The organism is Candidatus Chlamydia sanziniae (assembly GCF_001653975.1).
Classification (GTDB): Bacteria; Chlamydiota; Chlamydiia; order Chlamydiales; family Chlamydiaceae; genus Chlamydia; species Chlamydia sanziniae.
In genome coordinates, this window is sequence record NZ_CP014639.1 from 308,479 (window position 1) to 333,162 (window position 24,684).

Consider the following 24,684-nt stretch of genomic DNA (forward strand, 5'->3'; position numbering starts at 1 on the left):
GCAGGAGATTTTTTTGACTTGGATACCTCTTCATTGCCATTCGCAATATTCTATTCTTGATGCAACGAGTCCTATCAAGGAATTTGTAGCCAAAGCAAAAGAATATGCCATTCCAGCTCTTGCTTTAACAGACCATGGCAATCTATATGGTGCCATAGAATTTTATAAGGAGTGTATCCAACAAGAGATCAAACCTATTATTGGGTGTGAATGTTACATAGCTCCGGGATCTCGTTTTGATAAGAAAAGAGAAAAACGTAGTCGCGTAGCAAATCATCTTATTCTGCTGTGTAAAAATGAGCATGGGTACCGCAATCTTTGTATTTTAACTTCTTTAGCATTTACAGAAGGATTTTATTATTTTCCTAGAATAGATAAAGAACTTCTCAGTCAACATTCTGAAGGACTCATTTGTTTGTCTTCCTGTCTAGCAGGATCTGTAGCAGAGGCTGCTGTAAAATCTGAAGAAGCACTCTATCAAGAGTTACGGTGGTACCAAAATTTATTTAAAGATGATTATTTTACAGAAATACAATTACATAAGTCATCTGAAGAAAAGATTCTTGGCTTCAATGAAGAGTGGCTCAAACAAGAGTATTACAATCTGATAGAAAAGCAGATGCGAGTCAATACTGCTGTTTTAGAAGCGAGCAAGAACTTGGGCATAGCTACTGTAGCAACGAATGATATTCATTATATTCATGCTGAAGATTGGCGCGCTCATGAAATTCTTCTCAATGTTCAGTCTGGGGAAACCATAAGGATTGCTAAGCAGAACACGCACATTCCTAATCCGAAAAGAAAAGTGTATTATAGTAGGGAATACTACTTTAAATCTCCACAGCAGATGACAACACTATTTTCTAATGTATCTGAGGTGATTTCCAACACATTAGAAGTGGCAGAGCGTTGTAATTTTACTTTTGATTTTTCCAAGAAACATTATCCGATTTATGTTCCTGATTCTTTAAAAGAACAGCAGAACTATACAGAAGAGGACCGCTATCAAGCTTCTGCAGCTTTCTTACGACGACTTTCTGAAGAAGGGTTAACAACAAAGTATACTTCTGAAGTCCTTGCGCACATTGCGAAAAAATTTCCTAACAAAAATCCTATAGAACTTATCAAAGAAAGAATGGAAATGGAGATGTCCATCATCATTCCTAAGGGCATGTGTGATTATCTTCTTATTGTTTGGGATATTATTCACTGGGCGAAAGCTCATGGCATTCCTGTAGGTCCGGGGCGAGGGTCTGGAGCTGGGTCTGTAATATTATTTCTCTTAGGAATTACAGAAATTGAGCCCATACGATTTGATTTGTTTTTTGAGAGATTTATCAATCCTGAGCGTTTATCTTATCCAGATATTGATATCGATATTTGTATGGCGGGTCGTGAGCATGTGCTTAACTATGCTATTGAACGTCATGGGAAGGACAATGTTGCACAAATCATTACCTTTGGTACGATGAAAGCTAAAATGGCTGTTAAGGACGTGGGAAGAACTTTGGACATGCCGCTTTCAAAGGTGAATTACATTGCGAAGCATATTCCCGAACTCAATACTACACTAGCGAAAGCTTTAGAGACAGATTCTGATTTACATCAGCTCTACATCGATGATTCAGAATCAGCACAAGTTCTCGATATGGCGATGCAACTTGAGGGTTCTATACGCAATACAGGAGTGCACGCAGCAGGAGTGATTATTTGCGGAGAGCGATTGACAAATCATATTCCTATTTGCATCTCTAAAGATTCTACTATGATCACGACACAATATTCCATGAAGCCGGTGGAAAGTGTGGGAATGCTGAAGATTGATTTTCTAGGGTTAAAAACACTCACAGGAATTCATATTGCTATGTCAGCAATTCAGAAAAAAATGGGCAAAGCTCTAACTATGTCGAGTCTTCCCTTAGATGATAAAACAACATTTGCGCTTTTACATCAGGGGAAAACTATGGGAATCTTTCAAATGGAATCTAAGGGCATGCAAGAACTTGCAAGAAATCTTCGTCCAGATTTGTTTGAGGAAATTATTGCTATTGGTGCACTGTATCGTCCTGGTCCGATGGATATGATTCCTTCTTTTATTAATCGAAAGCATGGGAAAGAAGTCATTGAGTATGATCATACTCTTATGGAGCCTATTCTTAAAGAAACCTATGGCATTATGGTCTATCAAGAACAAGTGATGCAGATCGCAGGTGCATTAGCAAGCTACTCTTTAGGAGAGGGCGATGTCTTACGGCGTGCTATGGGGAAAAAAGACATTCAACAAATGGAGAAGGAGCGAGCAAAATTTTGCGAACGCGCGTGTAATAATGGTATCGATCCTAATGTAGCCACAACGATTTTTGATAAGATGGAGAAATTTGCCTCTTATGGCTTCAATAAATCTCATGCAGCTGCTTACGGGTTAATTACCTATACAACAGCTTATCTTAAAGCCAACTATCCTAAGGAATGGTTAGCAGCTCTTCTTACTTGTGACTCCGATGATATTGAAAAAGTAGGGAAATTAATACGTGAAGCTCAAAGTATGGGGATTCGCATTCTTCCTCCGGACATTAATGTCTCTGGGAATAACTTTGTTGCTACAGAAGACGGGATTCGCTTTGCTATAGGAGCAATTAAAGGTATTGGGAAAGGTCTTGTTGAAAGTATTGTAGAAGAGCGTGAACTTCGTGGTCTTTACCAAAGTGTACAAGATTTTATACAACGCTCTGATTTTAAAAAAGTTTCTAAAAAAAATATAGAGAGTTTAATCGATGCGGGTTGCTTTGATTGTTTTGAGACTAACCGAGATGTTGTACTGCACTCTATAGAGACTTTGTATGATGGTATTGCCAAGGAAAGGAAAGAAGCTGCGACAGGAGTGATGACTTTTTTTTCTTTAGACACTATGAATCAACAGAATATGATTCCGGCATGTTCACCAAAAAATATTGTTTTTAGATCAAAAAAAGAAATTTTGAAGAAAGAGAAAGAATTGTTAGGGATCTATCTTACAGAGCATCCTATGGATACTGTGAGGGAGATTCTTCCTAGTCTTTCTGTTGTATCTCCTACTGAATTTGAAAACTTGCCTCATAATTCTGTTGTACGTACTATTTTTATAATTGACAAGATTACGACAAAGATCTCTTCAAAAGGGCAAAGAAAGTTTGCTGTGCTTCGAGTGAGCGATGGTATAGATGCTTACGAATTGCCTATATGGCCAGAAATGTATGAAGAAAAACAAGAACTCCTAGAAGAAGATCGTCTTATTTATGCTATTCTTGTTTTAGATAAACGTAGCGACTCTTTACGAGCATCTTGTCGCTGGATGACAGATCTTTCTACAGTAAATGAAGACATTATACAAAAATGTGATGAAGCTTTTGATAAAGTAAAAAGTCAGGTACAAAAAATCATGTCCCATACCACGGCCTCTGGTAAAGAAGCAGGGAACAACATAGTCAAGTCTGTTGCAACTGTAAAATCCATGCATGTCACTCCGCTGACTTTATTTTTGGATCTTAAAGAATTGAGACACAGCCATATCTGTCTCCTCAAGCAAATCATTCGTAAGTATCCTGGATCACGAACACTCTTACTAGTGTTTACACAAAACGATGAACGGATAGCTTCTATTTCTCCTGATACAGAATATTTTGTATCTGAGGATATTACTTTATTCCGTCAAGAGCTTGAAAGACTTGATCTACCTATACATGTATTTACAATATAGCGTTTACATATTGTAAAAAGGTTTTCCTGTTATTGCATTCACGTATTCTATACGGACGCTATTATCTATTGAGACTAGAAATACTTTATATACAGGAACATAAACTATGGAATTACGTAAAATTAAAAAATTTTCTCCAAAAATCATTTTTACTAAGCGACACACGCGATCTTCAGAATATTGAGCGGGGAACAACATAGAATGCCGTGGTTTTTGTAACCACACACGAGGAGTATGTAAAGTGGTAGTACATCCTTGAATAGGTTGAAGTTGTTGGAAGTGTGTTCCTATGTAGCTATTAGAAGTGAAGATCAGTTTTTTCTTGTGACATTCTTTAATTACTTTTTCTGCGGGGATATTTCGCATTGCGAGAGCTTGGCTTAAAGATTCTTTAGAAGCTGCGCCTCCAAGACTTGCTAAGGTCTGCATGACTTGCATATCTTGCTTACGAGCGTGAAGCAGGAGGCATTCCCGAAAGCCCTTTGAACAAGCCCAAGTTGTTGTGTTCAAGACCATTTCTCCATTGACTAAGCTCCAGAGGATTTCTCCTTCTTGACTGATAACATGTTTCTTACCTGGTTCTTCCTTAGAAAAACGTACATGCATGAGGGTATGGGGAATAAAGTTAAGTTCTATATAAGACTTACTATTACGATATTCTGGGAATAGCGCTAAAGCTTGATCAACAGAAATATGACGTTCAAAAACTTCCAACTGTTCCAATCCTGAAATTTTGCGTATTAAGTGACAACTTTTAGAGAAGACTTCAGCGCCATGCTCCCCAGCAAGTTGCATAACCTTATGAGCGCAAGGCACTCGCTCCCATAAAAAAACGCCACAGAAAAGAGACGCAATAAAAGTGCTGAAATATAAAAATAATTTCTTCATAAAATACCTTTTTATCTATTTTACAAAATAAAAAAATGTTTTATCAAATAAAAAAATCATGATTTATAAATAAAACAAAAATAAGACATTTGACAAATTGTGTTTTTCTTTTTTATGATGACATTTTGTTATTTTAGCCCCACGACATATTATGAGAATTGCTCTATCGTTTTTTTTTCTTTTTGTTTTTATAAGTTCTGGATGCTACGCGCGACCGATTTCTTTTGAACCTTTTGCGGGTAAGTTTTCGCCACAAAAATTTAAGCCCCAACATTCGGCGGAAGAATATTTCGCACAAGGGCAAGCTTTCCTTGAGCAAGGGTTCTATAGAAAAGCCTTATTATGTTTTGGTATGATCAAGCACCACTTTCCTAAAGAGACTCTGTATAGCCGTGCTTTATATCTGTTGGGGGTATGTTACTTTAAACAGGACCAGCCTGACTTGGCGAACAAGGCATTTTCTGTCTATTTGCAACATCCCCATGCGGAATATACTGAAGATCTCTTTGCTATGAAGTATGCTATTGCTCAAAGTTTTGCTAGAGGAAAGCGTAAGCGCGTGTTTCTTTTGGAAGGTTTTCCTAAATTAAAAAATGCCGATGAAGATGCTCTTCATATTTACGATGAGATTTTGACAGCTTTTCCTAACCAAGATCTAGGAGCGTGTGCACTTTATAACAAAGCAGACTTACTTATCATAAAAAAAGAATTTGCTGAAGCAATTAAAACCTTGAAAAAACTTACTTTACAGTTTCCTCTCCATCCTCTATCTCCCGAAGCTTTTGTGCGTTTATCAGAAATTTATCTCCAGCAAGCACAAAAAGAACCCCAGAATGTGCAATACTTACATTTAGCAAAGCTCAATGAAGAGGCGATGAAAAAGCAACATCCCAACCACCCACGTAATGAGGTCACCGCGGCCAATGTCCGTGCTATGTGTGAGGGTTATGTTCTTGGATTGTATTCTACAGGTCGTTTTTATGAAAAGAAGAAGAAGCCTGAAGCTGCAGCGATTTATTACACTACAGCATTAGAAAGCTATCCTGAGACTTCTTTAATAGCTAAATGCCAAAAACGTCTGCTTAGAATATCTAAGCATCTTTCCTAACATAAGATATGACATGAGATTACGCCCTGTAGGTTTAACCTGCCTTTTCATTTTATCCCTTTCAGGGTGTTGTGGTTACACCGTTTTACGTTCATTTCATCAGCTTTCTTCTTTAGGGAAGTCTCTTTGTTCCGAAAAGATTTTTATTGCTCCTATAAACGAAGACGCACAAGGACAACTTATCTCTGCTCTTACCTATGAACTCAATAAACGATCTTTTCCGGTTTCTGGAAGGGAAAGATGTGCGGGTTACATTCTTAAAGTAGAACTTTTGAATGAAGTTGACGAGAATATAGGTTTTACATATGCCCCAAGTAAACTCGAAGACAAAACTCCTAGGCATTTCATCATTTCAAACGAAGGGCAACTCTCACTTTCTGCGAAAATCCAGTTGATCTGTAGCCAAACAGGAGAAATTATTATTGACCGGTGTTTATCTCGGGAATCCGTGGCTTTTGATTTTGAACCTGATTTAGGGATTGTGAATGCCCACCAATTTGGATTAGGCCAGTTTGAGATGCACTGTGAAGCTATAAAAAGTGCGTGGTGTACACTGTACATAAGTTTAGCTGAGACGATTGTTCAACAGGTATACTATGATCTCTTTTGAAGGAGAAATTATCTTTCCTGCCGTACTTAGCGAGCTTCACAACATGCTAGATTTAATTAAGCGTATAGGAAAGCAATTACAATTTCCTCGTGAAAAATTACTCAAGCTTGAATTAGCCTGTGAGGAACTCTTGGTAAATATTATTTCTTACGCTTACCAAAATGAGGCTATCCCAGGAACCATAACGATTTCTTGTTTTGAAAATCCTAAAAGCTTAGAAGTCATTATTAAAGATCACGGTGCGTCATTTAATCCCTTAGCAACTCTTATCAATGTACAAGAACATCTTCCTTTAGAAGAGCGTAAATTGGGAGGATTGGGCATTTTTTTAGCTAAAAATTCTGTTGATGAATTTCACTATGCTAGGGAAGGGAAAAACAATGTTGTCTATCTCAAAATGCACAAAAGTTAACATGTTAAGATTCTTGAGTGAAGCGGAAAGAACGCAAGGTCTTTTCTGTATCTTTGATTTCTTTTAAGTATAGCTGAAGAGCTTCGAGAATTAATGAGGACTGGTTGTATTGTCCTACAGCCTCAAAAGCCAACTCAGGATAACACTGTCCCTCTGCATCATGTAAAGCAATGTATCCCCGTGTTACGGCTTCTCCTTCGACTACTTCAGGGACAAGCCAAATAGCAAAGTCTGCATTAAATAAAGTGAGTTTATCTGCCGATTCTGCAATGATAAAATCATTATCAGGATGGTCTTTAAGCAAGTCTTCACTGGGGTCTACATGGGGGTAAGAGATCACATCAGCAATATTTACGTAGCCTTCAGGGAACGCCGTAGCTTGATTGAGTATTGACTGACGATAAAATTTTTCTAAAAAATCCAAGCTCATAGTGTATTTCCTTTGTTTTATGGTAATGCTTTATTTTAAGAACCGTCAAGAGCTTTCTCTACTCTTTCAAACTCTCCTAACCTAAGTGATAAGTAATCAAAAGCCCAAAATGCGAGTAACTTTTTTCAAATACGGACTTATAATCTTATGTGGGTGGTTCCTGATATTTCCTTCTTTATACGCTGATCTTGTCTTTCCTGAAGTACGAGGAGCTACAGCAGCTGTTATTGACGTAGATACAGGTAAGGTGTTCTATAATAAAGATATCGATACTAGGATTTATCCTGCGAGTATGACGAAGATTGCGACAGCTTTGTTTATCTTAAAACAGTATCCAGAAGTACTCGATCGCTTAGTTACTGTGAAGAAGGACGCTATAGCTTCTATTACTCCTCAAGCAAAAAAGCAGTCTGGCTATCGCAGTCCACCGCATTGGCTGGAAACCGATGGAATGACGATTCAGCTTCAGCAGAAAGAAGAGCTTCTAGGTTGGGATTTATTTCATGCCCTACTTATATATTCAGCCAATGATGCTGCAAATGCATTAGCTATAGCCTGTTGCAGTTCTGTAGGACAGTTCATGGAACAACTCAATACCTTTTTAAAAGAAATTGGATGTTACAACACGCACTTTAATAACCCTCATGGACTACATCACCCGAATCATTTCACGACAACTCGCGATCTGGCTTGTATCATGCGTCATGCTTTGAAAGAGGCTAAGTTCCGGCAAGTCATTGCTACAAGAAACTATAAAATGGCTACTACAAATCTCCATGCTGAGCGAAACCTTTTCCCAACGAACAAGTTGATTCTTCCAGGGTCTACTTACTACTACTCTGCAGCTCTAGGGGGGAAAACAGGCACAACAAAAGACGCAGGAAAAAATCTCATTATGGCAGCACAGAAGAAAGGCCGCTCTATTGTGACTATTGCGACAGGCTACTTTGGACCTGTAGGAGAGCTGTATCAAGATATTATTGCCTTATGTGAGACTCTCTTCAATGAACCTTTATTACGGAGATATCTCATTCCTCCATTGAATCATTATGTCCTTCCCCTAGGAAAATTGGGCAAAATCGCTATCTCTCTTCCTGAGGGGATCTATTATGACTTTTATCCCTCAGAGGGTGAGGAACCTGTTTCTGTATCTTTTGTTCCTTCTGTTCAAACATTTCCTGTGCAACAAGGGGAGCTTTTAGGGCACTGGATTTTCTATGATACTACAGATAAGCAACTTGCCTTACAACCTTTGTATGCGCCGTATACTCTCCTACCGACAATGTTACAAAATCTTCAAATGTATAGTAAGCGGGTAGCATCTTCTTACAGGACTTACATCATTATTGCTGTCGTGTATCTTTATATTCGTAGAGTACAACTACGTCGCCGTAAAGCTTCCAAGTACTGTGCATAACAGTTTGAACTTATTCTTTTAACTTATAGAAAAGCAACCGTTTAAGTAAAATGGGTTTTCTATCACAATCTTGAAAGAGAAGTCATGCGCACAATAATACTTTTGTCTTGTTTATTTACATTCATTCGGGGATCTTTGCTCAGTGGTGAGCTCACTCTGATGTCTTTTCAACAACCAACATCTGGATCCAAACGCAAAAAAATTTCTTGGAATTTTTATACTTTTTGGAAACCGTCTGAAGCCGAAGAAAAAACACGTTATCACCAATTTCTCAAAGATGTTGTCAGTGCTTTGAACAAACAAGAAATTTGGGATAACCCCCATCATTTGCTACATATTCTCCTGCAATTTCAACAATTCTCTAAGGAACATAATGATTATAGCCAACTCCTCACTACGCTAATTTCTCATCGCGTTACTGTTTTATTAACAAATGAATGGGTATAGCTTGTGTGTTGGAGCAACTATATTTTTTTAAAATAAGCAGCAAAAAAAGCATCCCCTTGACCATTTTCTAAAGGGAAAAAGCTCTTTTTTACTTCTTGCCATCCTTGAGAACGCATATACAAGATGTGCTCTTCATTCTCTGCTTTAAGAAGAGAACACGTGATATAGACGAGAAAACCTTCAGCGTGTACGTAGGGAATGGCTTCTTTTAAAATATTTCTTTGTACGCGGATGTAATTATTGAGCAATTTTTGTGAGAATTGTAATTTCTTTTCGGGATGGCGACGGAAAACGCCGCACCCTGAACAAGGGGCATCTACGACAACAACAGAAAATGAGCCCTTGCGAAGATGAGAACCTGCAAGGGAAAAATTCCGAGCTCCTGCGCGTAAGAGACGATGCTTTGCTTCTTGTAAAACAGTTTTACGTGTATCATTTAAAACTAGATGTTTTGCCTTTTGTGCGAAGATTAAACTCTTTCCTCCGGCTCCAGCGCAGAAATCCAACACCACATCTTTTTTCGTTATTGGGATATCTTGAGCCACCCTTTGTGAATTCTCATCTTGAACTTCAAACATGCCTTGTTGAAACTCTTGTGTAGATTGCAGAGGAAACCGCTTTGTGAAATACAAAGCCTCGGGAACCGCACCGCGAAAACTCGGGTACTCTAATTTTTGTTGTAACTCATTTACAGAAATTTTTTGTGTATTTACACGAATTGTTATGGGAGCTTCTGTTAGCCATAGTTTTGCCAGCTTTTCTGCTTTTTCTTCTCCATAATTCTGAATAAGATTTTGGGCAAGATCATCGGATATAGAATACCTGACAAACCAGGGGATTTGATGGTAGCTGTCTACATTTTCTAGCACACCCGTCTCTACTTGAGCCACTAAGGTCTCGGGAGAAATTTGCCTTCTCGACTGAGTGATCAACACTTCAAGAAAGCGGCGATGCCGTATAATTGCAAAAACGAGATCACGAATCCACTGGCGATCTTTAGAGCCCAAAGCACGATGTTGTTTAAAATAATAGGTGACTCTATCTGTTTCGGAAATAGGGGATGTGTACAATTGCTTAAGCAACTGATATGCATGATACTGACGGAAAGGAACCATAATGTGGATTATTGTACTCTGTCCTGATCATTTTTCCCCAGGAGAATGTTTATTGTTAAAAAATATGGTAAGAATTTTTCTAAACATGTGCCATGTTTCCAAAGATGCGCGTCTCAACAAGTCCTCTTGTCCTAACTGTGTTGTTATTTTAAGTTCTAAAAAAGCTTTTCATTAACCTAAGGCATTGCTGCCAAAAAGAAAGATGCGGATTGTGTTCTTTAAGGGCTTTTTTCAACGCCTTATAAACATTTTGATCGCGATCAGATAACCAACGCATTAATAAGGAGTGTACCATTTTTTTCCAAAGCATTGGATTACAATCACGGATACTATAGATATTCCCCACTTGCTCTGGAGTCAAACTATTTGCATCTTCAAGGGCGAGCAATAAATCCTCGGTTACCACCTTACGAACAACTTCTGTTAGGAAACCTTCTGCCAAAATCGAGTCCTTAGCAGACGTTACCACCAACTCTTCCCATAAGCTTACTGCTATTTTACCCTCAGGAGAAAGAGGCTGACTACCAATCACAGGGTTTACTAATATACCCGAAAGGGAGGATGAGAGTATACCCCCAACTATGGTATAGAAGTCTTCACTTCCTGAAAGGAATAGACGGGCGATAGCATGAAGTACACGACAGCTTGCTTCGGATAGAGTCAAGAGCGGCTTTGCTTTCTCTAGTAAAAATTGTTCTAATAAGTCTAAGCTTAGGGGGAGGTGGATGGTATGGTTTTCCAGTAAAGTCATCAAACCTTTAGTGATAGCTTGTAAGGAAACGTCCGCAGTGACACTTTCTTTGATCCCTTCAGTTACAGAAGTGTTGCTCTTAGGAACACGCACTTCATAAGTGAAATCTTCCCATGAGGAGAAGTTGTTTCTCCTCTTAGTAAAGATCTTTTGTGTTGCTAGGGAAATTTTATCAATAGGTTGTTGGCGCTCAAAAAATATGAGCGATTGCAGCATGGTCAACTTCTCCAGAGTAGCTTTTTTCTCAAGATAAGTCTTAGGGGAAAAAAAGCGATACAATACACATGTTTGTTGAGACTCTTCGTGTAATCGCAATTCGATAATTGCCAACAACCTACTGGATACTGCATAAGAAATTTCTGAATAACCAAAGAGCTCATGAATCGCCTTTTGGATCCCAGGGAAACTTGTATCATAATTTGCAGGAAGAATTTGGCTTATCGGCCATGCTTCTAGGAGACTTCTTTTCTTGTCATAAGCCAAAATACGGGAGCTATCGCGTATGACAAGCTCTATAACACGTAAATAATATTCAATAGAGAATTGAAAATCTAAAATCATAAAATATGCTTAGGAATTTTATCCTTATTCTTTAAGAGTAATAGTATTACTCTACATTTATTCCCTATCTTTATCTCTATCTGAAAGTAAGGAATCTTCACATTATGAACATCTGTATTTATTCACGAGGCTCGATCAATGTAAGCCGATCATTACAGAAAAATTCACAGATTACGTAATTCAATTTGTTTTGATATGCATCTGGATGCGAACGATAATCTTCTTCCAAAATTGGAAGATTCGTTTCCAAAATTGCATTGACGACGTCGTAATTCACTTGAATATCATAAGCTTCAGCCCACATCATGAGAAAGTCTCCCAGTTCTTTACTTCGATCTTGACGTAATAAATAGAGGATATCGTGCATGATAAGAGCTTCATTGCTACTCCTATCCATAAATTCGTCAATTTTAACAGCACAGGCGAGAACTTGATTGTAATTTCTCTCTTTATCATAAGTATCAAGGTTATTCACAACATGGAAATACTGACCTGTGCCGAGATAAGGAGAACATACGATTTTAGTCAGTCCACGAAGATTTGCTAACCCATCGACTCTTTCGTTAGAGTAGAGTAACTCCGCAATTTCTTGAGAAACAGTCTCCACATTACTGATACCATCAAGAGAAAGCGCATTGTAAATTGCGACTTCTTGGAGAGATTCCAGAGGCAATCCTTCTTCGAGAGCATCCTCGGCTACCCACTTACATGCCAAACGTAAAATCAATGCAAAAGCAACAGCAGCCTCAAGACTTAAAGAATTGGCTCCACAAAGATCCAGTGGCATTGAAGGATGTTCACGACGTAGAAACGCAGAAAGTCGTAAGAAAACGTGGAAGAAAAAGCTTCTACACGTAGCTAAAGTTGTCTGTAGAGTATGAAAATAGGGGGGCTCTGAAGTTACCGCAGGCAATTCCGTTTCCTTAAGTAACATTCGAGGAATTGCTTCTAAAGAACTCGAGGTTTCTGAGCGATGATGTCTTGGAAATATATTCTTCCAAATTTGTGAAACTGCTTGACGAATGCGTGCAAGAATTGTGACTAATACTCCTTCACGAGCTTCATATTCCACCCTATTTGTCATGAGATCGCTATTCATGCCTTCGGAAGGAGTTGCCTCAGGAATTTCCGAAGATCCTACGGTCTCGATGATCTGCATAGCGCTATCAGATATGCGCTCCTCAAGTTCGGAGTCTCCTTCTTCTGTAGCAGTCTCATCAAGGTGATCTGATATTGTATTCTGATCACCATCATCGCCAGATATAGGCGCTCCCATGCGTCATTCTTACTCCGAACAAATTATTCTTCTATTGTTAGTCCATCTTCTATCACAATCATCATGGCATTCATATATATTGGCGAAGACAACTTTGCTAAGGTTCCCAAAGCCCGTCGATTCCAAGATGTTTGCTGATTTACTCCTTCAGAATCGTATCGGTTCTGGTGCTGCTTCTCGAGCCTACTAACGTGGTCACTAATGTTTCTACTTAGAGATCGCGCCGAGTTCTTCCAGAAGTGTGACACATCTTCAGGATGCGATTCACGCAAATTATCCATTAATCCTCCAAACTTTAGAAGATCTCGCACAAAGCCGTGTCGTGCAAGTGACCCCTCTTCTAGATTAAAATTATTTGTTCTTTCTTTTAAGTACGCTGCAAATGATACAGACTTATCCAAATAAGGACCTTCTAACAGAAGGGCAGCTAGTACTTTTGTTAACAGAGGATCGTCTGGCCCCCCCTCATTGAGATTCGTGTTACTTTCCCAGGCCAACAAAGAAAATAGCTGCGATACTTGACTAAGCCCCGGAGAAGGGGACCTCATTGCATGGCTTGTGTTTTGTTGCCCTTTAGCCGTTTTTTCCAACCCACTTACTAACGTTTTAAGGCTTACTATCCGATGCTCTAAAGGATAACGATTTTCAAAAATATTCCACCTTTCTTGAATCCTTTTTGCTACGGTCTCGATACGTTTTGAAGACGCATCAGCTCCTTCGGATATCTCTGATAATAGATTTTTTAAACCATCTAATACTGAATCCGCCTCCGAACCACTATCAGTGTCACTAGAACTATCAGGTCCCCAATGCACACTCTTTTTTAATCCAGCAGATGAAGAATCTTTTTTCAAAATACCTTTGATTACTTTAACACCTGCACCACCGTGTTTAGCAGGAAGAGGTATAGAACCTTTAGTCCCCGGAGGAAGAGGTGCAGAACCTTTCTTAGGTCGTGCTCCACCAGGAGGAAGAGGTATAGAACCTTTAGTCCCCGGAGGAAGAGGCGCAGGACCTTTCTTAGGTCGTGCTCCACCAGGAGGAAGAGGTATAGAACCTTTAGTCCCCGGAGGAAGAGGTGCAGGACCTTTCTTAGGTCGTGCTCCACCAGGAGGAAGAGGTATAGAACCTTTAGTCCCCGGAGGAAGAGGTGCAGGACCTTTCTTAGGTCGTGCTCTACCAGGAGGAAGAGGCGCAGGACGCGAAGGACGTGCTCCAGAAGTAAATACTGGTTCTTCCTCCTTCTTAGGAGAATGAAGTGAAGAAGAAGTTTGTCCTCCTGCTGGTCTTCCAGTGAAAAAATAGGTTAGAGCAGCCCCTATTCTAGCCAAAACACCTCTTTGTGACCTAGAAGAAGTACCAATGTTATGAGAACCTAAATTTCCTGTTCTCGAAGTTCCTGAACTCTGAGATCTTTGCACATTAGAACCCCGTGACTGTGTCCCACTCGTCCACAAACCAGATCCAGGTTGGTTATCAGAAGGATTAACTGACATTATTTTTCTCTTTTATTTAAGTTATTTAATTTATTTTAAAAATAAAACACGATTATATGAAACACTTTTCATTCTAAAAATGAAAATAACTGTAATTATATAATTAACTAATTTTATCTATTCAAAAAGCCTTTTATAAACATTGCAAAGGAAGAAATATCATAGGCAAATGACACCAGTCCCCAAGATACCTCCTACACATAGTTTTAATGAAAAGCTCAAAATACAACAGGTCCCTCCAAGCAAGAAATTTTTATTACAAGAAAGAACTTCTAAGCATTTGGAATATGGTCTACCTACACGTAAGTTATGAAAATTTCCCCTAAGAACTTTATTTGTTCTCCTCATTTCTCCAACGGATATGTGGCTTGTCGGAAGATCTCTTGCTATCGCTAGGTGATTTCAAAATTCCTTTCGCTGGAGGAAGAGGCGCAGGACGTGAAGGCTTTATTCCAGAAGCAAATGTTTTTCCTCTTACCTTTTTAGGAAGAGGTACAGGACGCTTCTTAGGTCGTGCTCCAAGAGGGAAAGGCGTACTAACCGAAGGAGGAGGAGGCGCAGGACGTGAAGGTCGAGGAGTCCCATTCGCGCTGGGAACTCGAGGTGTTAACACATGTTTTCCCGTCTGATATCCACGTTTTATTAAATGTTCGGCAGCACCTTGGGTATCTCGAGCATTCGATGGTGTTGGATTATAGTGCTCATATGGATTTTCAACTCCCCCTCTCCTTGTACGAAAAGGCCTAGAAAAAAAGTTTGCTATTGTACTCCATATCCTCTGCAATAGACCTTGTCTAGATGAAGAAGACTCACTTTCAGTTACCTTATGCTGACCCAAATTTACTTTGCCCTTTTCTCCTCCAGATTGAACATCAGGGTGCTGCAAATGAGCGTTCGATGCCCACAAATCGGGCTCTGGTTTTTTACCAAAAGGATTAATAGACATAATAATTTCTCTTTTTTTATTTTTTTAATTAACTTTATTTTAAAAATAAAATGTTTAGAAAGAAATTATTATTGATTTAGTGTTCTAAATAAATATAATCAGACCAAGCCTGAATACCCTTCATAACAAAAGAAATAAAAATATAAATTCCTAAGATTAAGTAGGCTAGATTAGCATAGGAAAAACTCCGGACACTCTATAAGCAACCGTAAAAAAATGCATGTATTTAATAAAATTAATTCTCTGAAGGAGACAGAACCTCAGTTCCAGGTAAGAATCCATGATCAAGAAACTCTAAAGAAGCTCCGCCTCCTGTAGAGACATGGGAAACCTTGGTAGTACAACCTGCTAGAGCAACAACAGCAGCAGCATCTCCCCCTCCGACAACAGTAATTGCAGAAGGGTGATGCCCCAAGGCATGAGCAAGAACAAGAGAGCCTTCATCAAAAGGGGGCACTTCATAAACACCAACAGGTCCATTCCAAAATATAGTTTTGGATTGACTGATAATGTGAGAAAACTCCTCTATAGTCTTAGGACCTATATCTAAACCCTGCAAATCTGGGAGAATCCCCTGATCTATAGAAACCACAGTGTATTCAGCGTGAGTTCCCCGGGCAACCTTAACATCGCGAGGTAAAACAATCTGCACCTTATGGCTTTCTGCCATTTTCAACACATGTTTAGCGAGTTTTATTCCCGATTCTTCAACAAGAGAACGACCGACAGCTTTTCCTAAAGCTTTTAAAAAAGTAAAGCCCATTCCTCCAGCTAGTAAAAGGTAATCAATCTGAGAAAGCAAAGTTTCTATCACCCCAATTTTAGAAGACACCTTGGCACCACCAAGAATCGCTGTAAATGGTCGGTTAGGAGAACGCAAAAGATGGGTTCCTAAAAATTCGAGTTCTTTTTCCATAAGAAAACCTGCTGCTGCCTTACCAGGGAAAGCCTGAGGAACAACATAAACAGAAGCATGCTTTCTATGCGAAGTACCAAAAGCGTCATTAACATAAAAATCTCCATACGAGGAAAGTTCTGCAGCAAAAGAGGGATCTTTGTCAGGGTGTTCTTCCCCTAAATGGAAACGGAGATTCTCAAGCAGTAAAACTCTACCCGGAGAGAGTTGGCCTACAGCCCGGCGAGTGACCTCTCCAATACAATCCAAAGCCAGAGGAACATGATGGCCTAAGTAATCTTCTAAAACTTCAACAACAGGTTGAAGAGAGAAACTTTCTTCGAATCCTTCTTGTTTAGGGCGTCCTAAATGGCTCATTAAAATGACAGCGGCATTTTTCTTAAGAAGATAGTTAATGGTGGGCATAGCACTGCGGATGCGCATATCATCGAGTACTTTTCCTTCTTGCATAGGAACATTAAAATCTACACGCACTAGCACTTTTTTCCCTTCAGGAGAAAGATCTCGTACTGTTAGCCTATCCATATTCTCAAGAACCTCCCCAAAGATTTTTTTGTACTTTTAATGGAATAATGCTCTTAAAGCAAAGAAAAAGAATATTGATAGCATAGCTCCTGCAGGAAGTGTGATAAACCAAGACATGATAATATCTTTAATTATGTTTAAATTAATTGCTTGGATTCCACGGGCAAGGCCTATTCCCAAGACAGCTCCTACAACAACATGAGTAGTCGATATAGGCAGCCCTAGGACAGAGGCTAAAGCTATTGTAATTGCAGCCCCCATTCCCACGGAAAAACCTCGAGAGGGAGTGAGTTCCGTAATTTTACACCCTACAGTTTCTATAACACGCCATCCCCAAACAGCTAAGCCTATGACCAAGCCTATACCACCAAAAGCCATCAACAACATCAGGGTATAGGAAGAATAGATGCTGGGATATGCCTGACGTAAAACCCCAGCAACAGGCGCTATGGCATTTGCGACATCATTAGATCCATGAGCAAAAGCCATAAAGCAAGCAATGATGACTTGTAAGTAAGCGAAAATCCTCTCTACAATTAGGTATTTCCTGCCATAATTACCGCCGTGTTTTTTTAAGCGGTAGGTAAGACTTCCCTCTTTTGGTGAGTCAGCAATGTAAGAACACCGCGAAGTATGGACATAGAAAAACATTGCCCCATAAGTCACAAGACCACAAAGAAAAACGATTCCCATAGCCCAAGGAATGGCAACAATACGTGAGATCAAGCCTCCTAAAACCACTATAGTCCCCAAGGTAATCATTACCAAAGCAGCAAGAAAAGGCGCTATACGCACCATGGCTAAGACAGGGTCATTCTTATAAAAGATATGCCTACGGATAAAAGAAAAAACAAGGTAGGCTACGCATCCTCCGATTAAAGGAGAGGCGATCCAACCGATTAAAATCACTGCTACGGAATTCCAATAAATTATGGATCCTTTTCCCAAAACCAAGCCGAAACCAAGAACAGCACCGACTATAGAATGCGTTGTGGACACCGGCCAACCGAAAAATGAGGCGAGCTGTAGCCACACCCCAGTTGCTAATAAGGCTGCTGTCATGCCATAAATATAATCTCCTGATGTGATTAGAGGATCAGAAACAGAAACAATACTACTTTCTATCGTTCCTGCTACACGATCTCCTAGAAGTAGAGCGCCTAAAAATTCAAAAATTACCGCGACAAGGACAGCCTGGCGTAATGTCAGAACTCCTGATCCTACACTAGGGCCAACTGCATTGGCAACATCATTAGCTCCTATATTCCAGGAAGCGTAGAAACCACAAAGAAGAACAAAAATAATTAAAGCGAGCATGCGGTATTACTTTTCTTCTAGCGTCATGTTAATTCTATGTGCAAGTTTTTCTGAGCTATCAGAAATCCCTGCAGTTCTTCGAATCACCTGTAGCCAAAGATAAAATTCTTTTTCAGAAATGACAAAATCATCAGAAAAAAAGACTTGCATTAGTTCGCGCTGTAAAACATCAGACTCATGTTCCGTTTTAGCCACATGACCTACCAATACACGTGCTTTATCTGCTTTTCTACCTCCAAATGAGCTTTCCAGTAACTGATTAAATTCATGGAGCAACGTCATTGTTAATTTGAAAGCTTCTAAATTTTTTTCTAAAAATTGGAAAAATAGACCTTCCATGGAGGGATAAAAGCTTAAATGCCTAATAGTAAGTAGAATAGCTACATCTTCGGCTGTATCAGCAATGCTATCTTGTATAGAAATAATTTCTAAAATGCCTGCACGGGATATGGGCATAAACAATCCTACAGGAAGGTGATTCCGCATATCATTTTTTATACAATCTGCTTGATATTCTTTGTCAGAGACAATTTTAGCCATCTCCAGCAATTCTTCATATCTTCCGTCTCGCAATGCTGTAAACATAGGAAAGATTTGGTTTACACAAGAAGTCACAACTTCTAAATGTGCCTGTAAAGGAGCAAAAGGAGACTGTCCGAATAGACGAGCAAGAGTTTGCATAAGAATAGCCTTTTTCGTAATAATAACGTGCTTGAGTGATCTTGTAAACGACTTATGGCTAGTGTTCCTATTTTACAGGTAAAAGACTTATCAATAACGTTAGAAAAAAAACGCCAACGCTATACTATCGTTGACGCTCTATCTTTCGAGCTTTATAAAGGTCAAACGCTTGCTATTATTGGCGAATCAGGTTCTGGGAAATCTGTAACAGCACTCTCTTTACTTAAGCTATTGCCCTCTCCTCCTTTTTCAGTCACAGGACAGGTAAGTTTTCAAGAATGTAATTTACTCACAGCCCCGCGAGTTTTCCTTCAAAAAGTCGTAGGGACAAAAATCAGCATGATTTTTCAAAACCCTCAATCGTCACTCAACCCTGTATTCACGATTGAACAACAATTTCAAGAAGTCATCCGCACACATCTTTTGCTGTCACCACGAGAAAGTCGTGTAAAAATCATCCAATCTCTTAAAGAAACAGGCTTTCACCATCCCGAATCCTGTCTCTGTTTGTATCCTCATCAGCTTTCAGGAGGTATGTTACAGCGTATTTGCATTGCCATGGCTTTGTTGTGTTCTCCTCAGATCCTCATCGCTGACGAGCCTACAACAGCTTTGGATGTTTCTGTACAATATCAAATTCTTCAACTGTTAAAAACCCTCCAAGAAAAAACCGGAATGAGTCTTTTAATTATCACTCACAATATGGGTGTGGTTGCTGAAACCGCTGATGAAGTCCTAGTACTCTACGCCGGACATATGGCAGAACAAGCCCCTGTTATGCAAATCTTTCACAACCCCTCACATCCCTATACGCGTGACCTCTTAGCTTCCCGACCTTCTTTACAAACCTCACAACACTCTTTTCCAACCATCCCTGGACAACCTCCTCATTACGCAGCCTTCCCCTCAGGATGTTGTTATCATCCACGATGTTCAAAATCTTTAAAAAAATGTTCTATACACTCACCTAATACCCATGATTTACGTGATGACCATAAAGTGAGGTGCTGGCTTTATGACCGCTAACTTTTCCTTATCTCCTCTCATTGCTGCATCTTCTTTAACAAAACATTATTATAAACGCTTACACTGGTTCCAAAAAAAAGCAATTGTTAATCGTGCCGTTGATGATATTTCCTTCACACTTTATCCCAAAAACGCAGTGGGACTTATTGGAGAATCAGGGTCGGGGAAAAGTACGTTAGCTCTCTGTCTTGCAGGACTTTTACCGTTAACCTCAGGATTTTTATCTTTTAATGGTCTTCCTATTAAATTAAATTCTAGGGGTGGACGTCAACAATTGCGTTCTCAGGTACGGCTAGTCTTTCAAAACCCTCAGGCGTCATTAAATCCTAGAAAAACGATTTTTGACAGTCTCAGCCACTCCCTGCTTTATCACAAACTCATTCCCAAAGAAAATTTATTGACAACAGTGACAGAATCCTTAGAGTTCGTAGGTCTTTCTGCAGATTATTTCTATCGTTATCCGCATCAGTTATCTGGAGGGCAACAACAACGCGTCTCTATAGCACGCGCTCTACTTGGAGCTCCGAACCTCATCATTTGCGATGAAATTGTTTCCGCTTTAGATTTATCGATACAAGCACAGATTTTAAATATGCTTCAAGAGCTTCAGCGACAACTAAATCTGAGCTATCTCTTTATTTCTCATGACCTTGCAGTAGTGCGTTCTTTTTGTTCAGAAGTTTTAATTATGTATAGGGGGCAAATCGTTGAAGCAGGACCTACAGAGCAAATCTTCGCTTCTCCACAGCATCCCTATACTCAGATGCTATTAAGCTCTCAACTTCCTGATTCCCCAGACCAAAGAAAAAAAAATTCTATTTTACAAAAATATCAAACAGTACCCCTTGAAACTCCTCAAACTTCTGGTTGTGTGTTTTATAGTCGCTGTCCTTATCGACAATCTTTATGTAAGGACGGTCCTATACCAAGCAAGAGAAAATGGAGTCACACTTCCCGGTGTATTCAATAATAGCTCTCTACATGGCAGCGGAACACATCCTAACAATTTTGAAACTAGCGAAGAACACCTAAACAAACGCGTACTTTGACTAAGTCTTTTCCATAAGGTAATTTTCTAGTTTTTGTAGCTCTTCAGGATTTTTCAAATGAAAAGACACCTTAGTCTGTAGGCCGCAAGCTTTTACTCGTACTTTACACTCATAACGATCACTTAGACGTTGCTGCAATTCCTGGCATTTTTCTAAAGAGCAGGCGGGCAACACATGAGCAATCTTTTCGCACATTACAGGACGGTCCTGGACTAACAGTTTTCTAGCAAAAACCTCAGTCTCACGTACGGCTAAATGTTGACTTACAATGACCTCATTGAGTTGCTCTCTTAATTCAGGATCTTCAAGCATGAGAATTACCTTAGCATGACCTAAAGTAATCTTTCCTAGACAAATACTTTCCTGTATTGTTGTTGATAGAGTAAGAAGACGCAGATAATTCGCAACGGTGGAACGTTTCTTCCCCACCTTATAAGCAACCTTGTCTTGTGTCAAACCAAAGACATGGATTAATTTTTTAAAAGCTTCTGCCATCTCTATAGGATTTAAATTTACCCTCTGGATATTCTCAATGAGCGTAGCTTCAGCAGCTACATTATCCGTAATCACAGGCTTCAATACAACAGGAATCGTGGTATAACCAGCCAACAACAAGGCTCGCCAGCGACGCTCACCCGCAATGAGTTCATAGTATAATACTCTGTCTCCACTACGAATCTCACGAACCACAGGAGGGTGAATTAACCCTACCGATTTTATAGATGCTATTAATTCGTATAGTTCTTCATCAGAAAATCTCTTTCGAGGTTGAAAGGGACTTACCCGAATATCACCAATGGGCACTTCTACAATTGTATCCTTTGTATCCTTGCTGACGTCGTCAGTCACAGTAGCTCCTATATTTTCCACGTTCTACTATCTAAGTGGCCAAAACGGGACTCGTTTCAACACTTGGATTTATCTTGCAGTATCTTGTAGTAATAGTATTACAACAATTTTTCTATCAAAAGCTCTTGTAGAAGTGAAGTCCTTTTTTCAAAACTCTTCAAAGAGAAGAGCTCCCATCTTCAAGGGTTTACAAAAAAAAAAAACTCAGTACACTCGTAATATTTTCATTCTTCATAGTCATTCAATTATGCAAAAACCTGTTTATCACATGTGGAAAAAAATATGCTCTTTTCCTGTCGTTATCGTGATTTTTATCAGCCTTGCCTGTTGCTTATCCTTAAAAATCATCAATAATGCAAGAAAACATGCCCGAGAAAAACGCGAAAATATCCTTCTGATGACAAAAACTGCAGAAATCGCCACCTTGCAAGGGACTCTCCCTCCAAAATCTGCATTACCAAATCTAGAACGTGCCTACCATCTGGGAGGTGCGGCACTCCAACCTTATGCGAACTTTCTCTCTACATGTTTTTATCTTCATAATGAGCCTCTACGTGGAGCATATTACGCAGGTTTAGCTTACTACAATAGTTTGAATATTCAGCTTGGCAATCCAATTCAAGCACTGCTTCAAGAAATCCATGAAGCTCGAACCACACAACTCTATGACCAAGCTTTGGACAAATCTTATTCTCTTCTACACATGGCAACTGCTTCTCCAGAATGTCCTACGCTACATTTTCTGACACTTCTACGCATTATAGAACTTAAAGAATTGCTAAATCAAGATACGACCGAGAATTTTAAAGCATTACAAACCCTGCCCTTTTTTCATGAATTTGAGCAAATATACAAAGAGGGAGAATGGACATTAAGCAAGCGTTTTGGCAAAAAGCGTACAACTACCTCTAACTCTTAAGGACTCTTTATGCAGCCTTCATTAGAAACTCAAGAACTGCCAGAGTTGTTTCTCGATCAAGAAAATCTTACAGAAACTCTAGCTCTTGCTTCTGGACTTTCTTCTCCAAAAATAATTACAGGAACAATAACTCTATACTCCCACGAGGATGCCATTCCGACTTCTTAAATCCTTTATGTTTATCGTCTTAGCTTTTCGCCAGGTTTTTTTTTCCTCTATTCCCCTCCAATTAGATCGATTAAAAAGATATCTACTCCTTCTTAAGCAAACCTTTCTCTTGATTCTTCCTGGGGATCCTATTGTAGGAACCTGTGTCATGCTCACCTTTGACTTTGCTTCTGTGGATTTTTATTCTCATATTTTTCCCTTCCTTCACGAACATGGCATTCCTGCCGTCGTCGGCATAGCATGGCGTTATGTACCACCCAATACGGCTTTAACACTCCCTTTAACTTATCGTTTAGCAACTTCTGAAGTATTAGCATTTCAAGATGAAATCTTTTCTAAGCATATGCCTTTCTGCTGCCAACAAGAACTTTCTCACATGACAACTAGCCCTTATATCCAATTCGCATCTTCAGGGTTTGCTCTAAGAAATTTACAGAACTCTCCTCCCTACCTAATTACCGAAGTTTTCCTTTCTAAGCACTACTTAGAAACAATGCTAGAGAAAAAACCTTTGGCTTTCGTCTTTCCTTTTGGGAAATCCGATCGGGCAAGCCAAGATTTCGTTGCCCAACACTATTCCTATTCCTTTGTTCTTGGAAACACGATAAATTTGAAAAGTAAAACACATAATATTTATCGTTTAGATATGCAGCCTTCGTATTATACTCTGCCGAATTCCTATAGTTCGCGGCACTTGAAAAATTGGCTTCTTATGAAATTCCGCCAATGGCGTGTGCGATCGCACCTAAAACTTCTCAAAGAAGATTAGATAAAAAATAAAAAGAGACATCTATCTATGAATTTTCTTTACAGCATGACCTAAAGCAAAAACAAACTGGTTGATGTCACTTTCATCATTATATATTCCTACTGAAGCTCTAAGAACATGCCCGAGATTCAAACGATTCATCACAGGTTGAGCACATTGATGTCCTGTGCGTATGGCTATCCCCTGAAGGTCTAATAAAACTCCCAGATCTAATGGATGCGTGCCGTCAATCTTCATACTGATGAGAGCTCCGCGTGCTTCATTTAAAGCGGGTCCAAAAATGCATATACCAGGAATTGTTAAGAGCTGCTCATACATATAAGTCGTTAATATAGATTCTTGGTGATAGATAAACTCAGGAGTTAAAGCAGTGAGGTAATCTAAAGCAGCTCCCAACCCTAAAACACCAGCAATATGAGGAGTTCCTGCTTCAAACTTCATAGGTGGAGGCAAGTATTCAGAATTTGTGCCATTACAAACAGCAACCATATCTCCGCCACCTTCTATAGGAGGCATGTCTTCTAATAAATTTTTCTTACCATAGAGAACACCTACACCTGTAGGACCGTAGATTTTATGAGAAGAAAACACATAAAAATCTACATCCCATGCGTGGACATCAAGGGGAAGGTGAGCCGCGCCCTGGGCACCATCCACAGCAATATAAGCTCCAAAAGAATGAACTAAAGCAGCAATCTCTCTTAAAGGCTGTATACAGCCCAAAACGTTACTTACATGCGGAATACTAACAAAATGCGCACCCTCTTTAAGAAGAGCTTCTAAATGATGAAGATCTATAAGGCCTGCATCATCCACTGCTATTGTCTTTATCCGAGAACCACGGCGTTGGCAAGCAATTTCCCAAGATAAAATATTGGCATGATGTTCTGCCTCAGTAACCAATACGACACCCCCTTCAGGGATCCATACATCATTAGCCGCAATGGCGAGTAAGTTTAATCCTGCTGTTGTCCCACGGGTAAATACGATTTCATCATCGTAAGCAGCACCTATCCATTTCCGTATTTTACTACGAACACGCGTAAATTCTTCTGTAACGTTTCTTGAGGAACTGTAGACAGAGCGATTTATTGTCGCATAAGAAGTAGTATAAAAATTTGTAATAGCGTCTACAACTTGTTGAGGTTTATGTGTTGTAGCTGCAGAATCTAAATAAATAAAAGATTCCTGTTCTTTTTCTTTAGCTGCAAAGATCGGAAAATCTTTTTTCAAACACTGCACTTCCACCCTAGACTCCTGTACTAAATCATC

General features: G+C 39.4%; 23 protein-coding genes. 11 read left to right on the forward strand and 12 right to left on the reverse strand.

Annotated features, from left to right (window positions below; all coding sequences use genetic code 11):
- Positions 1–13 precede the first annotated feature (13 nt).
- Complete coding sequence (dnaE, locus tag Cs308_RS01360; protein WP_066481703.1) at positions 14–3,736, forward strand: DNA polymerase III subunit alpha; 3,723 nt, start codon at positions 14–16, stop codon at positions 3,734–3,736.
- A 3-nt stretch (positions 3,737–3,739) separates the two neighbouring features.
- Here the strand turns inward: dnaE and Cs308_RS01365 are convergent, their stop codons facing one another.
- Positions 3,740–4,624 carry a hypothetical protein gene (locus Cs308_RS01365; protein WP_066481706.1) on the reverse strand — a complete coding sequence of 295 codons (885 nt, stop codon included), beginning with the start codon at positions 4,622–4,624 and terminating at the stop codon, positions 3,740–3,742.
- Between the two features lie 151 nt (positions 4,625–4,775).
- Here Cs308_RS01365 and Cs308_RS01370 point away from each other — a divergent pair, with 151 nt between their 5' ends.
- From Cs308_RS01370 to Cs308_RS01380, 3 genes are read left to right on the forward strand one after another with little or no spacing between them, the layout of a single operon-like run.
- Positions 4,776–5,732, forward strand: a complete 957-nt coding sequence (locus Cs308_RS01370; RefSeq protein ID WP_066481710.1) for a tetratricopeptide repeat protein — start codon at positions 4,776–4,778, stop codon at positions 5,730–5,732.
- A 13-nt stretch (positions 5,733–5,745) separates the two neighbouring features.
- Positions 5,746–6,342 (forward strand): lipopolysaccharide-assembly family protein, encoded by a 597-nt coding sequence (locus Cs308_RS01375; RefSeq protein WP_066481712.1) that lies wholly within the window; start codon positions 5,746–5,748, stop codon positions 6,340–6,342.
- Positions 6,329–6,754 (forward strand): ATP-binding protein, encoded by a 426-nt coding sequence (locus tag Cs308_RS01380; protein ID WP_066481714.1) that lies wholly within the window; start codon positions 6,329–6,331, stop codon positions 6,752–6,754. The genes Cs308_RS01375 and Cs308_RS01380 overlap by 14 nt, the downstream gene beginning before the upstream one ends.
- 4 nt (positions 6,755–6,758) lie before the next feature.
- Here the strand turns inward: Cs308_RS01380 and Cs308_RS01385 are convergent, their stop codons facing one another.
- A complete protein-coding gene (locus tag Cs308_RS01385; protein ID WP_066481716.1) occupies positions 6,759–7,184 on the reverse strand; it encodes a hypothetical protein in 426 nt (141 codons plus the stop codon).
- A 109-nt stretch (positions 7,185–7,293) separates the two neighbouring features.
- Here Cs308_RS01385 and Cs308_RS01390 point away from each other — a divergent pair, with 109 nt between their 5' ends.
- Complete coding sequence (locus Cs308_RS01390) at positions 7,294–8,601, forward strand: D-alanyl-D-alanine carboxypeptidase family protein (RefSeq protein WP_066481723.1); 1,308 nt, start codon at positions 7,294–7,296, stop codon at positions 8,599–8,601.
- A gap of 84 nt (positions 8,602–8,685) precedes the next feature.
- Entirely contained in the window at positions 8,686–9,048 is a 363-nt protein-coding gene (locus Cs308_RS01395) for a hypothetical protein (protein WP_066481725.1), read from the forward strand.
- A gap of 17 nt (positions 9,049–9,065) precedes the next feature.
- Here Cs308_RS01395 and Cs308_RS01400 read toward each other — a convergent pair whose 3' ends face one another.
- From Cs308_RS01400 to Cs308_RS01435, 8 genes are all read right to left on the reverse strand, one after another.
- Entirely contained in the window at positions 9,066–10,163 is a 1,098-nt protein-coding gene (locus Cs308_RS01400) for an RsmB/NOP family class I SAM-dependent RNA methyltransferase (protein ID WP_066481727.1), read from the reverse strand.
- A gap of 148 nt (positions 10,164–10,311) precedes the next feature.
- A complete protein-coding gene (locus Cs308_RS01405) occupies positions 10,312–11,475 on the reverse strand; it encodes a hypothetical protein (protein WP_066481729.1) in 1,164 nt (387 codons plus the stop codon).
- A gap of 118 nt (positions 11,476–11,593) precedes the next feature.
- Positions 11,594–12,751 (reverse strand): TmeB family type III secretion system effector, encoded by a 1,158-nt coding sequence (locus tag Cs308_RS01410; protein WP_066481731.1) that lies wholly within the window; start codon positions 12,749–12,751, stop codon positions 11,594–11,596.
- 23 nt (positions 12,752–12,774) lie between these two features.
- Positions 12,775–14,247, reverse strand: coding sequence for a SemD/SinC family type III secretion system effector (gene semD / locus Cs308_RS05005; RefSeq protein WP_066481737.1), 1,473 nt, complete (start codon positions 14,245–14,247; stop codon positions 12,775–12,777).
- A gap of 331 nt (positions 14,248–14,578) precedes the next feature.
- Entirely contained in the window at positions 14,579–15,193 is a 615-nt protein-coding gene (locus tag Cs308_RS01420) for a hypothetical protein (RefSeq protein WP_066481739.1), read from the reverse strand.
- A 235-nt stretch (positions 15,194–15,428) separates the two neighbouring features.
- Positions 15,429–16,634, reverse strand: coding sequence for a phosphoglycerate kinase (locus Cs308_RS01425; RefSeq protein ID WP_066481741.1), 1,206 nt, complete (start codon positions 16,632–16,634; stop codon positions 15,429–15,431).
- Between the two features lie 36 nt (positions 16,635–16,670).
- A complete protein-coding gene (locus Cs308_RS01430) occupies positions 16,671–17,951 on the reverse strand; it encodes an inorganic phosphate transporter (protein ID WP_066481743.1) in 1,281 nt (426 codons plus the stop codon).
- A 6-nt stretch (positions 17,952–17,957) separates the two neighbouring features.
- Positions 17,958–18,632 (reverse strand): TIGR00153 family protein, encoded by a 675-nt coding sequence (locus Cs308_RS01435; RefSeq protein ID WP_066481746.1) that lies wholly within the window; start codon positions 18,630–18,632, stop codon positions 17,958–17,960.
- Between the two features lie 54 nt (positions 18,633–18,686).
- Here Cs308_RS01435 and Cs308_RS01440 point away from each other — a divergent pair, with 54 nt between their 5' ends.
- Both Cs308_RS01440 and Cs308_RS01445 read left to right on the forward strand, forming a co-directional pair.
- On the forward strand, positions 18,687–19,658 hold the full coding sequence (locus tag Cs308_RS01440; protein ID WP_066481748.1) for an ABC transporter ATP-binding protein: 972 nt from the start codon (positions 18,687–18,689) through the stop codon (positions 19,656–19,658).
- Positions 19,648–20,628: an oligopeptide/dipeptide ABC transporter ATP-binding protein gene (locus Cs308_RS01445; RefSeq protein ID WP_066481751.1), complete on the forward strand. Its 981-nt coding sequence runs from the start codon at positions 19,648–19,650 to the stop codon at positions 20,626–20,628. Before Cs308_RS01440 ends, Cs308_RS01445 begins: the two co-directional genes overlap by 11 nt.
- Positions 20,629–20,707: 79 nt before the next feature.
- Here the strand turns inward: Cs308_RS01445 and Cs308_RS01450 are convergent, their stop codons facing one another.
- Positions 20,708–21,556, reverse strand: a complete 849-nt coding sequence (locus Cs308_RS01450; protein ID WP_066481759.1) for a ParB/RepB/Spo0J family partition protein — start codon at positions 21,554–21,556, stop codon at positions 20,708–20,710.
- A gap of 247 nt (positions 21,557–21,803) precedes the next feature.
- Here Cs308_RS01450 and Cs308_RS01455 point away from each other — a divergent pair, with 247 nt between their 5' ends.
- Genes Cs308_RS01455 through Cs308_RS01460 form a run of 3 tightly spaced genes read left to right on the forward strand, consistent with a single transcriptional unit; the run spans position 21,804 to position 23,412 of the window.
- Positions 21,804–22,475 carry a hypothetical protein gene (locus tag Cs308_RS01455; protein ID WP_066483344.1) on the forward strand — a complete coding sequence of 224 codons (672 nt, stop codon included), beginning with the start codon at positions 21,804–21,806 and terminating at the stop codon, positions 22,473–22,475.
- A gap of 9 nt (positions 22,476–22,484) precedes the next feature.
- Positions 22,485–22,643: a hypothetical protein gene (locus Cs308_RS05010; protein WP_156506724.1), complete on the forward strand. Its 159-nt coding sequence runs from the start codon at positions 22,485–22,487 to the stop codon at positions 22,641–22,643.
- Positions 22,644–22,650: 7 nt separating this feature from the next.
- Positions 22,651–23,412 (forward strand): polysaccharide deacetylase family protein, encoded by a 762-nt coding sequence (locus tag Cs308_RS01460; RefSeq protein WP_066481761.1) that lies wholly within the window; start codon positions 22,651–22,653, stop codon positions 23,410–23,412.
- 21 nt (positions 23,413–23,433) lie between these two features.
- Here the strand turns inward: Cs308_RS01460 and Cs308_RS01465 are convergent, their stop codons facing one another.
- Positions 23,434–24,654, reverse strand: coding sequence for a SufS family cysteine desulfurase (locus Cs308_RS01465; RefSeq protein WP_066483345.1), 1,221 nt, complete (start codon positions 24,652–24,654; stop codon positions 23,434–23,436).
- Positions 24,655–24,684 lie beyond the last annotated feature (30 nt).